A 12,583-nucleotide genomic window follows, 5' to 3' on the forward strand; every position below is an offset into this window, starting at 1 on the left:
CCCCTGCCGGCCGACATCCACACGCCGTCACCGCGTACCCCTGCCGGCCTGCACGCGTCCTCAGCGGCCGGCGGTCCGGACGTCCTCCGGCACCCGCAGGCTCTCCGCCGCGTCCGACACCCTCCGCATCAGGTCGAAGAGCACCTGCTGCTCATCGGCGGAGAGCGGGCCGAGGAAGACCTGGTTCATCCGCGCCGTGCGCACCGCGAGTCTCCGGTGCGTACGGACACCGTCGTCGGTGAGCCGCAGGAGGAAGCGCCGCCCGTCGTGCGGGTCCCTGACCTTGTCCAGCAGTTCCCGGCGCAGCAGCCGGGTGATCACCTCGGCGACGGTGGACCGGTCGAGCCCGACGCGCTCCCCCACCGTCCGCTGGTCCAGCCCCGGCTCGGCGGTCAGGGCGTTGAGCACGGCGAACTGGGGAGAGGTGATCTCCTCCGAGACGATGGTGTTCCACAGCAGATGGTGCGCCTGCTGAAGTCGCCGGGCCAGATGCCCGGGATGGCTGCTCAGGTCGACCGCGGACACGGCACCGTCCTCTTCTGCGCTTCTGTTCCTCACTGAGATAAGCAGTGTACTGAGCCTCTTGACTTCAGCAACATGCCATGCGTAGCTTCACTTCCATCGCATATTAATCAGTACACTGAGCATTATCGGCCGAGCCGCAACTCTCACGGAGCCGTGACATGACCGCACGTGACACCGCCCACCCGTTGCCCGACGGGCTGAGCCAGCAACAGATCGACTTCGAGGTGGCCCGGGTCCAGGCCGCCGCCCCGGCGGGTGCGCACCATCCGCCGCGCGACTACCCCCCGTACCGCAGCAGCCACCACCGCCATCCGCACCGGCCGCCGGTCCCCGTACGCGACCCCGAGGCGGTCGAGCTGTCCGGACCCGCCTTCGGTGTCACCGACGTGACCGCGCTGGACCGCGATCTGACCGCGCAGCACCCGGGCGAACCGCTCGGCGAGCGCATCACCGTCCAGGGCCGGGTCCTGGACCGCGCGGGGCGCCCCGTGCGCGGGCAGCTCGTCGAGCTGTGGCAGGCCAACGCCTCCGGGAGGTACGCCCACCAGCTCGACCGGCACCCTGCTCCGCTCGACCCCAACTTCACCGGCTTCGGACGCTGTCTGACCGATGACGAGGGCGGCTACGCGTTCACGACGATCAAGCCGGGCGCCTACCCCTGGCGCAACCACGTCAACGCCTGGCGCCCCGCGCACATCCACTTCTCGCTGTTCGGCACGGCGTTCAGCCAGCGGCTGATCACCCAGATGTACTTCCCGGGCGATCCGCTCTTCCGTTACGACCCGGTACTCCGCTCGGTCACGGACCCCGATGCCCGTGAGCGGCTCGTCGCGTCGTACGACCACGATCTGTCCGTCCCCGAGTGGTCGCTCGGCTACCGCTGGGACATCGTCCTCGACGGTCCGGGCGCCACCTGGGCCGAGGAAGGCCGCGACCGATGACGTATCTCCCCCCGACACCGTCCCAGACCGTGGGCCCCTTCTACGGATACGCGCTGCCCTTCACCGGAGGCGGCGAGATCGCTCCGGTCGGCCACCCGGACACGGTCACCGTGCACGGGGTCGTACGCGACGGCAGCGGGGCCCCCGTTCCCGACGCCGTCGTGGAGACGTGGCAGCCCGCTCCGGACGGATCGCGCACCGGGCGCCCCGGGTCGCTCCGCCGTGACGCGGCCGCGGGCCGGGTCGTCGGGCGCAACGGTGTGGACTTCACCGGTTTCGGCCGGGTGCCGACCGACGCGGACGGGCACTGGGCTGTGCGGACCCTGCCGCCCGGCGGCGTCCCGTACCTCTGTGTCGCGCTCTTCGCCCGTGGGCTGCTGCACCACGTCCACACCCGCGTCTACCTCCCGGACCTGCTCGAACGGGGCACGGGGACCGCGGACCCGCTGCTGGAGTCGCTGGAGCCCGAGCGCCGGGCCACACTGATCGCGACACACACGGACCCGCGTACCTACCGCTTCGACATCCGTCTCCAGGGCGAGGGCGAGACGGTCTTCCTGGAGTTCAGCTGATGTACGAGAGCGATGCCGGGCTCCTCGCCCCCGGCCGGGCCGGCTCCCCCGCCGAGACCGCCACCGGCGACCGCGCCTTCCTGCAGGCGATGCTGGACGCCGAGGCGGCGCTCACCCGCGCCCAGGCGGTCTGCGGCCTCGCTCCTGCCGGGGCGGGTCGGGCGGTGACCGCCGCAGCCGACGCGGACCGCTTCGACGTACGGGATCTGGCGCTGCGGGCCCGGTCCGGCGGCAACCCGGTGATCCCCCTGGTCGCCGATCTCACCGCGGCCGTCGAGAAGGACGTCCAGCCGTACGTGCACCGGGGCGCGACCAGTCAGGACATCCTCGACACGGCCGCGATGCTGGTGGCGGTCCGGACGCTGGCACTCGTCGTCGACGACCTGCGACGTACGGCCGACACACTGGAGGAGCTGTCCGCCGCACACCGCGACACGCCCATGCCGGGCCGCACCCTGACCCAGCACGCCGTGCCCACGACGTTCGGCCTCAAGGCGGCGGGCTGGCGGTCGCTGGTGCTCGACGCACGGGACCGGCTGACGGCGGTACGCGACTCGCTGCCCGTCCAACTCGGCGGCGCGGCAGGCACCCTGGCCGCCTTCGGGGCCTTCTCCCCGGACGGCCGCAGCGATGCGGGGCTGCCGCTCGTCACCGCGTACTCACGGGAACTGGGCCTGGCCGAACCACTGTTGCCCTGGCACACGCTCCGCACCCCGATCGCCGATCTCGCGGGCGCGCTCGCCTTCACCGCGGGCGCTCTCGGCAAGGCGGCAGCCGATGTCCTCGTCCTGTCCCGTACCGAGATCGGTGAAGTCGCCGAAGGACGGGGCGGGGGCTCGTCCGCCATGCCGCACAAGGCCAACCCGGTCCGGGCCACCCTGATCGCCGCCGCGGCCCGGCGCGCGCCCGGACCGGCCGCCACCCTCTACGGTTCGCTCGCCGCGGAGGACGAACGGCCGGCCGGCGCCTGGCACGCCGAGTGGGAACCGTTGCGGGACCTGCTGCGGCTGGTCGGCGGGGCCGCCCGCGATGCCGCGGCACTCGCCGAAGGGCTCAGGGTCTCCCCCGCCGTGATGCGGGACCATCTGCCGGTCACCGGCGGGCTGATCGTCTCGGAGCGGCTGGCCGCGGTCGCCGCCGGCCGAGTGGGCCGGGCCCGCGCCGGGGAGATCCTGGCCGGAGCGGCCCGGCGCTCGCGGGACGAGGGCAGACCCCTCGCGGACGTGCTGGCCGGCGAGCCCGCGTTCGCCGGTCTGGACCTCGCCGCACTCACCGACCCGGACCGGTACACCGGCGCCGCCGGCCCGCTCACCGACCGCGCCCTGGAGCGCCGATGACCACGACTCCCGCCCGCCTTCCGCACCACCGCGCCGAGGGGTCCCCCTCGGCGCCCCCGCTCCTCCTCGGCCCGTCCCTCGGCACGTCCACGGCGCTCTGGGACGGCGTGGCGCCGGAACTCTCCGCGGGCCACCGCGTCGTGCGGTGGGACCTGCCCGGGCACGGAGGGTCGCCCGCCGGGCTGATCGGCCCCGGCGCCGACGTCGCGGATCTGGCCGGACTGGTCCTCGCCCTCGCCGACTCGCTGTCCCTGGACCGCTTCTCGTACGCCGGGGTCTCGCTCGGCGGCGCCGTGGGGCTCTGGCTCGCCGTCCACCGTCCTGAGCGGATCGACCGGCTGGCCGTGGTCTGCTCCTCCGCCCGCTTCGGCGACCCCGGCGCCTGGCGTGAGCGGGCTGCCCGCGTGCGCGCCGAGGGCATCGGCCCGGTCGCGGAGGGCGCCGCGGCCCGCTGGTTCACCCCCGGGTTCACCGCGCCGGAGCTGCTCGACGACCTCCTGGGCACCGACCCGGCGGCGTACGCCGCGTGCTGCGACGCGCTCGCCTCGTACGATCTGCGCTCCCGGCTCTCACAGGTGCGGGCGCCGATTCTGGTGATCGCGGGCCGCGAGGACCCCGCGACCCCGCCCGCGCACGCCCGGGAGATCGCCGACGCTGTTGCGGGGGCGATGCTCGTCGAGCTGCCGCGCGCCTCGCACCTGGCGCCGGCCGAGCGCCCCCAGGCCGTACGGGAGGCCCTGCGCGCCCACTTCGCTCCCGCGGAGCGCGGAAGCGGGACGGAGGTGCGGCGCGAGGTGCTCGGCGATGCGCACGTCGACCGGGCGCAGGCCGCCACGACGCCGTTCACCGCCCGGTTCCAGGACTTCATCACCCGCTACGCCTGGGGCGAGATCTGGACCGACCCGACACTGTCCCGGCGCGAGCGCAGCCTGATCACGCTCACGGCACTCGTCGCGCACGGGCACCACGACGAGCTGGCGATGCACGTCCGCGCGGCCGTGCGCAACGGGCTCGGCCCGGAGGAGATCGGTGCGGCGCTCCTGCAGACCGCGGTCTACTGCGGGGTTCCCGCGGCGAATTCGGCGTTCGCCGTCGCCAAGCGGGTGCTGGAGGACATGGAGGGCCCGGACGACGTCCGGGCCTGACACGAGACGGCAGAACGCCCCGTCCCGCACCGGGTGTGCGCGGGCGGGGCGTTCCGTGCCTGCTCAGCCGAAGCCGCGGGCGTCCTGCTTGAGTGCGGTGTCGACGGTCAGGGCGGTCGCCACGACGAGGCTCAGCAGCGGTTCGGGCAGCTGGTAGTGGATCTGCAGCACGTAGTTGTCCGCCGTGGTGAACATCGTCTTCGCGAGGCCTTCCCAGGTCTTGGTGATCCGGGCGATCTCGGCGTCGTTGTGGTCGACGATGGCGAAGTTCCAGGCGCGCCAGTTCTCCGCCTTGATGGCGCCGACCTTCTGGCCGTTGACCATCATGGCAAAGTTGATCTTGCCGATGGCGTTCTGCTGGACGATCTCACCGACGGGCTGTCCGTCCGGACGCTGCACGACGACCCGGGACTTGATGAACTTCGCCGGGCGGGTCAGGAGCAGCTGCGGCTGACCGTAGGCGTCGCGGATCTCCAGCCGGTGCGTCAGGTACTGGTCGATGCTGGAGACGAACCTGAGCACCTTGCGGAACGCGCTCTGTCCGACCTGGATGACGGAACCGACGGTGTTGCCCTGCTGGTCGAAGACGCGGTACTCGTTCGTGACCTCGATCAGCTTGGCCTTCTGGTTCACGACCAGGACCTGCTGGTTGAACAGCGACCCGGCGCCGGGAGCACCCTGCTGAGGGGCCGCCTGCTGCTGGGGGACCTGCTGCTGCGGGGCCATCTGCTGCTGGGAAACCTGCTGCTGCGGGGCCATCTGCTGCTGGGAAACCTGCTGCTGCGGGGCCATCTGCTGCTGGGAAACCTGCTGCTGCGGCACCGCGGCCTGGGGCTGCACGGGGGCCTGGCCGGCGGCGGGAGCCTGGGCCGGATGCGTGTGTTCGGTCCACTGCGAGCCGTCCCAGTAACGCAGCAGTTGGGGTGCGCCATGGGGATCCGGATGCCAACCCGCAGGTATGTTCGATTGCGTCGTCACCGGGGCACACTATCCTGCCAAGCTGTGGACCACACTCATTGAGATCTCACGCACCCGTACGATGGCGGCGATGACCAGACGGACTGAGCGGACGGACCGGCGACGGGGCGGGGTCACCCCGTCCGTCGTGCTGGGCTGGGTGCTCGTCCTCATGGCCGTGTTCTTCTGCTGCTCGCCGTCCGTCGCGGCCGCGCCCCGCGCCGACGTACCTGCCGCGTCCGCCGTCCGGGCCTTCACCCCGGTGCCTGCCGCGTCCCTGTCGGTCGTCACGGCCTACGCCCCGGGCGAGCGCGGGCTCGGCAGCTCCTGTCACGGCGTGACGGACCACTCGACGGCCGTCGTGCTCCCGTGCCCGGGCGCTCCCGCCGCTCTCCCCTGCACCTCGGCCCTGCCCCTGGCCGGTCCCCTCACCGGCGCCGCGGTCATCCGGGGGCCCTCCAACGACGGTGCGGGCGCCGTCGATCATCTCCGTCTTCAGGTCCAACGGATCTAGGAGCCTGGCTCCTCCCGGTCGCCGCGTACGGCGCCGAGGGGGGCCGCCCATGCCTCGTTCCCCCGCATCGCGCGCTTCCAGCGCCTGCGTTGTTCCGTTCCCCGTGAACCCGATGAACCCGAGGACCCGAGATGGCTTCCGCCAAGAACCAGAACAGCCCTGCCTCAGCCCGCCGCGCCAAGCTCGAGGAGGCCCGCCGCAAGGAGCGGGCCCGCGAGCGCCGCAGCCGCATCATCACCATCAGCGCCGCCGTCGTCGTCGTCGCCGGACTCGTGGCGGGTGGCGGGTATCTGATGACCGCCGCCGACGAGCAGGACAAGGCCGAGGAGCAGGCCAGGACCTCCCCCGTCACGGGTGAGCGGTCCTGGGACAAGCTGAAGCAGAACCACGTCCAGAAGCCTGTCGACTACCCGATGAACCCGCCGGTCGGCGGTGACCACAACCCGGTCTGGATGAACTGCGACGCCGACGTCTACACCGAGGCGATACCGAAGGAGAACGCGGTCCACTCCCTGGAGCACGGCGCCGTCTGGGTCACGTACAACGAGAAGGCGAAGGACGCCGACATCAAGGCGCTCGCCGAGCGCGTGTCCAAGACCCCGTACTCCCTGATGAGCCCCGTGGCCGACCAGAAGGATCCGCTGATTCTCAGCGCCTGGGGCAAGCAGGTCACGGTGAAGAGCGCCACCGACGCACGCGTCGGGCAGTTCTTCACCAAGTACGTCCAGGGTGCGCAGACCCCGGAGCCGGGTGCCGCCTGCAGCGGCGGGATCGCGAAGTGACCTCACCCGTGCGCGCCCCCCGCTCGCTGGTGGCGGCGGGCGCCGTGGTGTTCCTCGTGGCCGTGGGGCTGGTGCTGCTGATGGTCGTACGGCCGTCCTCGGCGTCCCCGTCGGGACAGCCCTCGTCGGGTTCCGGGGCGTCCGCCCCCGCGGAGGACTCTGCCGATGTGGGATTCGCCCGGGACATGTCGATCCACCATCAGCAGGCGGTGGAGATGGCGTTCGTCGTCCGGGACCGCACGGACGACGAGGACGTACGGCGGCTCGCGTACGACATCATCAACACACAGGCCAACCAGCGCGGCATGATGCTCGGCTGGCTGGAGACCTGGGGCCGGCCCAAGAGTTCGGACCGACCGCCGATGGGGTGGATGGGGCACGCCGCCGCACCCGGTGCCGACGGCGCTCTGATGCCCGGCATGGCCACCGACACCGCACTCGACCGGCTGCGCGCGGCCGGGGGCAGGGACGCCGAAGTGCTGTTCCTCCGGCTGATGACCGTCCACCACCGTGCGGGCGCCGAGATGGCCCGGGCCGCGGCGGACGCGGCGGGCACGGAGGAGATCAGGAACCTGGCGGCGGGCATGGCCCGCGCCCAGGAGTCGGAGATCGCGCTCATGGCGGACATGCTGAAGGCCAGGGGCGCACGGCCCTGAGCCCGCGGACAGCGACGGCCGGGGCACGGTGGCGCACCACCACCGGGCCCCGGCCGTCGCACGGCCCGTCGCGAATTCACCTCCCGCCCACGCCCCGCTCACCAACCCGACACCGGAGCACCGCCCCGTCACCCGACACTTCCTGACGAGTCATGGACATGTCCCTCTCACGACAGGAAGCATTCGTGCGCATGCACCGCTCCTCGCGTCTGACCGTCACCGCCCTCCTGGGTACGGCACTGATCACCCTCGCCCCGCTGTCCCCCGCGCAGGCACGGTCGCTGCCGGCCGTCGGGGCGTCGTCGGAGACGACGGCACTGTACGACGACGAGGCGGGCGGCAACGCCAACGCCGACGACCCGGCGATCTGGCGCAACCCGGCCGACCCTGGGCGCAGTCTGGTCGTCGCCACCGCCAAGGAGGGCGGGCTCCGGGTCTACGGGCTCGACGCCGCCCTCGTCCAGTCGATTCCGGCGCCGGCGCCCGCGACCGAGGACGACGCACCGGGCAGGTTCAACAACGTCGACCTCGTCACGGGGCTGCGCACCCCGGCCGGCCGAGCCGACGTGGCCGTGGTGAGCGACCGGGGCAACGACCGCCTCCGCATCTACCGCATCGACCCCTCGCGCCCCGGGAAGCCGCTGACCGACATCACGGACCCGGCCGCCGCCCCGGTCTTCTCGGCGGACCAGGCCGAGATCAACGACCAGCGCACCGCGTACGGTCTGGCCGCCTGGCAGGACCGCCGCACGGGCCGTTCGTACGCCGTCGTCAGCCGCCGCAACGCCACCGAGCTCGCGCTGCTGGAGCTGCGGCCGACGGCCGCGGGCACGGTCGGCTACCGCACGGTGCGCACCCTCACCCTTCCTTCGTCCTTCCGGCTCCCCGACGGCACCTCGTGGACCCCGTGCGGTGAGCCGGGCGAGCTGCCGCAGGTGGAGGGCATGGTCATCGACCCGGCGAACGGTGTGCTCTACGCCGGCCAGGAGGACGTCGGCATCTGGCGTGTCCCGGCCGGTCTCGACGGGCGCCCGGTCCTGGTCGACAAGGTCCGGGAGTACGGCGTCCCCGGGACGTACGACCCCGCGACCGAGGACTGCACGCCCGGAACCGACCCCGGTTTCGGCGGCGAGCGACTGGCCGCTGACGTGGAGGGTCTGACTCTCTTCCGGGAGGCGGACGGCGACGGCTACCTCATGGCGTCCAGCCAGGGCGACAACACCTTCGCCCTGTACGACCGCGAGGTCTCCGAGCACAACGAGTACGAGGGCGGGTTCCGCGTCACCTCCGTGTCGGCCGACCTCGACGGCAGCGAGGAGTGCGACGGTGCCGCCGTGCTGAACGAGCCGCTGGGCGCCCGCTACCCGCGCGGCCTGCTGGTGGTCCAGGACGGGCACGAGACATCCGCGTCGGGCGGCGAGGAAGGCCGGGAGAGCACGGGGTTCAAGTTCGTCGACCTCGGTGCGGTGACCGACGCGGCGGACATGTAGGACCGCCCGGCATCAATGGTGGGACGCGCCGGCGGGAGCCGTCGCGTCCCACCATGCCGCCCGGCCCGACGGGAACCGGGGGCCTCACGTCTCCCCCCGCTTCGCCGCCTGGATCTGCTCGTACACATGGGTGCGCAGCTCCGCGAAGCGGGGCAGTACACGGGTGGTCAACTGGTCCCGCTCGTCAGGGAGATCGATCTTCACCTGCTCCCGCACCACCGTCGGTGCCCCGGAGAGGACCAGCACCCGCTGCCCCGGGTACACCGCCTCGTCGATGTCGTGCGTCACGAAGAGGACGGTGATCCCGAGTTCCTGCCAGAGCCCACGCACCAGGTCCTCCAGATCGGCGCGGGTCTGGGCGTCCACGGCGGCGAACGGCTCGTCCATCAGCAGGACTTCCGGCTCGTAGGCGATGGCCCGCGCGATCGCCACGCGCTGCTGCATACCGCCGGAGAGCTGCCAGGGGTAGGCGCCGCCCGCGTCCGCGAGACCGACGGCGGCGAGGGAGCGCTCGACGAGCTCGTGCCGCCGCGCCCTGTCCAGGGTTCTCTTCTGCCGAAGCGGGAGGCCGACGTTGTCCCGTACCCGCATCCACGGGAACAGGCTGCGCCCGTACTCCTGGAAGACCACGGCCATTCCGGGCGGCGGCCCCGTGACGCGGGTGCCGTTCAGGTGCATCTCACCGGACGTGGGCGTGAGCAGCCCGCCGACGCACTTGAGCAGGGTCGTCTTGCCGCAGCCGGACGGGCCGACCAGGCAGACCAGTTCGCCCGGTGCGAGGGTGAAGGTCAGATCGCGCACTGCTTCCACCCGCCGCTCCTGGCCACGGCCGCCCGGATCGAGGCGGACCTCAGGGTCGTACCGCAGGGTGCCGCGCGCACACGCTGACCGCGGCCCGCCACCCGCGGGCCGGACGGGCCTTCCTGAGGTCCGTACACGCGTACGCCATCGCATAGGCTCGTCGACGATATGAAGAGCTACCTCACACCACTGGGGTCCAAGGCGGACAAGGACACGGTGCGACGGCACAACCTGAGCCTCGTGCTGCGCGCGGTACGGGACGAGGGCGAGGCCGGCGAGGCGACCAGGGCCGGGGTGTCGGCCCGGGTGGGGCTCACCAGGGCCGCGGTGTCCTCCCTCGTCGAGCAGCTGCTGGACAGCGGTTTCGTCACCGAGTCGGGCAAGACGTTCAGCGGGCAGGCGGGACGCCCCGGCACCGCGCTGAAGGTGGCCCGTACCGGCCCCGCGGGCCTCGGCGTGGAGATCAACATCGACTATGTGTCGGTGTGCGTCGTGGACCTCGCGGGAACAGGCCGGGTCCGGCAGACCGAGCACCTGGACAACCGCGGCGCCCCGCCCGGCGAGGTGCTGGCGAGGGCCGCCGCGATCGCCGCCCGCACCCTGGACTCGGCGCGGGAGCAGGATCTGTACCCGGTCGGGGCGACGCTCGCGCTGCCGGGACTCGTCTCGGGCGGTTCGGTCCGCCAGGCGCCCAACCTGGGCTGGAACCGGGTCGCGGCGGAGGACCTGTTCGCCGAGGCCCTGGGCGGGCTGCGCCCCGGTGCGCCCGAGCTGCCGGTGCGCTCGGAGAACGAGGCGAATCTGGCGGCGCTGGCGGAGCTGTGGTTCGGCGGGCTCGGTTCGGTCCGCACCTTCCTGTATCTGACGGGCGAGATCGGTGTCGGTGGCGCCCTCGTGCTCGACGGCGAACTCCTGCGCGGTGCGCACGGGTTCGCCGGGGAGATCGGGCATGTGGTCCTGGACCCGGCCGGTCCGGAGTGCCGGTGCGGCTCGCGCGGCTGCCTCGAGCAGTACGCCGGGCAGACGGCGCTGCTCCGCTCGGCAGGGATCGAGGAGGCCGTCGGTGGGGCCGCCGGGGTGATGGAGCTGGAGCGCCGTGCGCAGGCCGGCGAGGTCCGGGCGCTCACCGCCATCGCCGAGGCGGGCCGGATGCTGGGCCGCGTCCTGTCCGGCGCGGTGAATCTGTTCGACCCGGACGCGGTGGTGCTCGGCGGGATCTACCGGGGCCTGATGCCATGGCTCTCGCCGCCGGCCGACGATGAGCTCACGGGCCGCGTGGTGTCGGGCCTCTGGTCGCGGGGCGGCGGCCGGCTGCGCGCGTCGTCCGTGGCGGGTGACGCGGCACGGGGCGCGGCGGCGCTGGTGGTGCAGGACGTGCTGGCGGATCCGGTGGCGTACGCAGGGCCCGCCCGGCTGGAGGCCTGACCCGCTGTACGGGGCCGGGCCCCCGTACAGGATTGCTTCACCTGTACGGGGTCGAGGAGCCCCGTCCGGCAGGGCCCGCTCCGGGTCAGGACGTGCCCGCCCCCGTGCCCGGCATCCGTCAGCGCACGCCCAGCAGGTGGTCCATCGCGAGCTGGTCCAGGGCCTCGAACGCCATGCCGCGCTCGGCCGCGGCGGTGACGTCGAACTCCTCGTACGCCGATCGGTCCGCGAGCAGCCCCGCGACGCCGTCGGCAGCGGTGGGCAGGGCCAGCTCGTCCAGGCGGGAGGCGGTCAGGGCCTCCTGCACGGCCGGGTCGGCACGGAAGGCCGCGGCGCGCTCCTTGAGGATCAGGTAGTTGCGCATGCAGCCCGCTGCGGAGGCCCAGACACCGTGGTGGTCCTCGGTGCGCGGCGGCTTGAAGTCGAAGTGGCGCGGACCCTCGTAGCCGCTCTCCAGCAGGTCGACGAGCCAGAACGCCTGGCGCAGGTCGCCCGCGCCGAAGCGCAGGTCCTGGTCGTACTTGATGCCGGACTGGCCGTTGAGGTCGATGTGGAAGAGCTTGCCCGCCCACAGGGCCTGGGCGATGCCGTGCGGGAAGTTGAGGCCGGCCATCTGCTCGTGGCCGGTCTCCGGGTTGACGCCGACCAGCTCGGGGCGCTCCAGGCGCTCGATGAAGGCCAGGGCGTGCCCGATGGTCGGCAGGAGGATGTCGCCGCGGGGCTCGTTCGGCTTCGGCTCGATCGCGAAGCGGAGGTCGTAGCCCTGCTCGGTGACGTAGTCGCCCAGCAGGTCGAAGGCCTCCTTCATGCGGTCCAGCGCCACCCGGACATCCTTGGCGGCACCGGACTCCGCGCCCTCGCGACCGCCCCAGGCCACATAGGTGGTGGCGCCCAGCTCGACGGCCAGGTCGATGTTGCGCAGGGTCTTGCGCAGTGCGTAGCGGCGTACGCCCCGATCGTTCGCGGTGAACGCGCCGTCCTTGAACACCGGGTGTGTGAAGAGGTTGGTGGTGGCCATCGGCACGATGAGGCCGGTGGCGTCCAGAGCCTGGCGGAACCTCTTGACGTGGCCCTCGCGCTCCGTGTCCGTGGAGCCGAAGGGGATGAGGTCGTCGTCGTGGAACGTCACACCGTAGGCGCCGAGCTCCGCCAGCCGCTGGACGGATTCGACCGGGTCGAGCGCGGGACGGGTGGCGTCACCGAACGGGTCGCGGCCCTGCCAGCCCACGGTCCACAGGCCGAAGCTGAACTTGTCCGCAGGGGTGGGCGTGAAGCGTTCCGTCATCGTCTGTCCGCCTTCGCATGCGTCGGGTCCGGCACCGGCCTCCCCGGCCGGATCAATTTGTTCAGTCGCATGACTAATCATGCACGGGGCACCCCGCCGACGTAACCCCTCGGACGACGAAACGGGGGCCGCCTCTGTTCCCCGCAGCGTCGA

The 12,583-nt window shown here is 72.5% G+C and carries 13 protein-coding genes; 9 read left to right on the plus strand and 4 right to left on the minus strand.

Annotation, left to right across the window (positions count from 1 at the left end; translation table 11 throughout):
* Nucleotides 1–60: 60 nt before the first annotated feature.
* Nucleotides 61–525, minus strand: coding sequence for a MarR family winged helix-turn-helix transcriptional regulator (locus tag OG844_RS14885; protein WP_406396137.1), 465 nt, complete (start codon nucleotides 523–525; stop codon nucleotides 61–63).
* A 158-nt stretch (nucleotides 526–683) separates the two neighbouring features.
* Here OG844_RS14885 and pcaH point away from each other — a divergent pair, with 158 nt between their 5' ends.
* The 4 genes from pcaH to pcaD are packed head-to-tail and all read left to right on the plus strand — an operon-like array spanning nucleotide 684 to nucleotide 4,520.
* Entirely contained in the window at nucleotides 684–1,466 is a 783-nt protein-coding gene (gene pcaH, locus OG844_RS14890; RefSeq protein WP_406390571.1) for a protocatechuate 3,4-dioxygenase subunit beta, read from the plus strand.
* Entirely contained in the window at nucleotides 1,463–2,038 is a 576-nt protein-coding gene (gene pcaG, locus OG844_RS14895) for a protocatechuate 3,4-dioxygenase subunit alpha (RefSeq protein WP_406390573.1), read from the plus strand. The genes pcaH and pcaG overlap by 4 nt, the downstream gene beginning before the upstream one ends.
* On the plus strand, nucleotides 2,038–3,375 hold the full coding sequence (pcaB, locus tag OG844_RS14900) for a 3-carboxy-cis,cis-muconate cycloisomerase (RefSeq protein ID WP_406390575.1): 1,338 nt from the start codon (nucleotides 2,038–2,040) through the stop codon (nucleotides 3,373–3,375). Before pcaG ends, pcaB begins: the two co-directional genes overlap by 1 nt.
* Entirely contained in the window at nucleotides 3,372–4,520 is a 1,149-nt protein-coding gene (pcaD, locus tag OG844_RS14905; protein ID WP_406390577.1) for a 3-oxoadipate enol-lactonase, read from the plus strand. The genes pcaB and pcaD overlap by 4 nt, the downstream gene beginning before the upstream one ends.
* 63 nt (nucleotides 4,521–4,583) lie before the next feature.
* On the opposite strand, the gene OG844_RS14910 is transcribed toward pcaD, so the two are convergent.
* Nucleotides 4,584–5,498 carry a phospholipid scramblase-related protein gene (locus OG844_RS14910; RefSeq protein WP_406390579.1) on the minus strand — a complete coding sequence of 305 codons (915 nt, stop codon included), beginning with the start codon at nucleotides 5,496–5,498 and terminating at the stop codon, nucleotides 4,584–4,586.
* Between the two features lie 61 nt (nucleotides 5,499–5,559).
* Here OG844_RS14910 and OG844_RS14915 point away from each other — a divergent pair, with 61 nt between their 5' ends.
* The 4 genes from OG844_RS14915 to OG844_RS14930 all read left to right on the plus strand — a co-directional run bounded on the left by OG844_RS14915 (nucleotide 5,560) and on the right by OG844_RS14930 (nucleotide 8,919).
* Complete coding sequence (locus OG844_RS14915; RefSeq protein WP_406390581.1) at nucleotides 5,560–5,991, plus strand: hypothetical protein; 432 nt, start codon at nucleotides 5,560–5,562, stop codon at nucleotides 5,989–5,991.
* A 131-nt stretch (nucleotides 5,992–6,122) separates the two neighbouring features.
* Nucleotides 6,123–6,773, plus strand: a complete 651-nt coding sequence (locus tag OG844_RS14920) for a DUF3105 domain-containing protein (RefSeq protein ID WP_406390582.1) — start codon at nucleotides 6,123–6,125, stop codon at nucleotides 6,771–6,773.
* Nucleotides 6,770–7,429 carry a DUF305 domain-containing protein gene (locus tag OG844_RS14925; RefSeq protein ID WP_406390583.1) on the plus strand — a complete coding sequence of 220 codons (660 nt, stop codon included), beginning with the start codon at nucleotides 6,770–6,772 and terminating at the stop codon, nucleotides 7,427–7,429. The genes OG844_RS14920 and OG844_RS14925 overlap by 4 nt, the downstream gene beginning before the upstream one ends.
* Nucleotides 7,430–7,587: 158 nt before the next feature.
* Nucleotides 7,588–8,919, plus strand: coding sequence for a phytase (locus OG844_RS14930; RefSeq protein ID WP_406390585.1), 1,332 nt, complete (start codon nucleotides 7,588–7,590; stop codon nucleotides 8,917–8,919).
* A gap of 84 nt (nucleotides 8,920–9,003) precedes the next feature.
* On the opposite strand, the gene OG844_RS14935 is transcribed toward OG844_RS14930, so the two are convergent.
* Nucleotides 9,004–9,729, minus strand: a complete 726-nt coding sequence (locus OG844_RS14935) for an ABC transporter ATP-binding protein (RefSeq protein ID WP_406390587.1) — start codon at nucleotides 9,727–9,729, stop codon at nucleotides 9,004–9,006.
* A 159-nt stretch (nucleotides 9,730–9,888) separates the two neighbouring features.
* On the opposite strand from OG844_RS14935, the gene OG844_RS14940 reads away from it, so the two are divergent.
* Nucleotides 9,889–11,145 (plus strand): ROK family protein, encoded by a 1,257-nt coding sequence (locus OG844_RS14940; RefSeq protein WP_406390588.1) that lies wholly within the window; start codon nucleotides 9,889–9,891, stop codon nucleotides 11,143–11,145.
* Between the two features lie 118 nt (nucleotides 11,146–11,263).
* Here the strand turns inward: OG844_RS14940 and xylA are convergent, their stop codons facing one another.
* A complete protein-coding gene (gene xylA, locus OG844_RS14945; RefSeq protein WP_406390590.1) occupies nucleotides 11,264–12,430 on the minus strand; it encodes a xylose isomerase in 1,167 nt (388 codons plus the stop codon).
* Nucleotides 12,431–12,583 lie beyond the last annotated feature (153 nt).

Source organism: Streptomyces sp. NBC_00887, assembly GCF_045207585.1.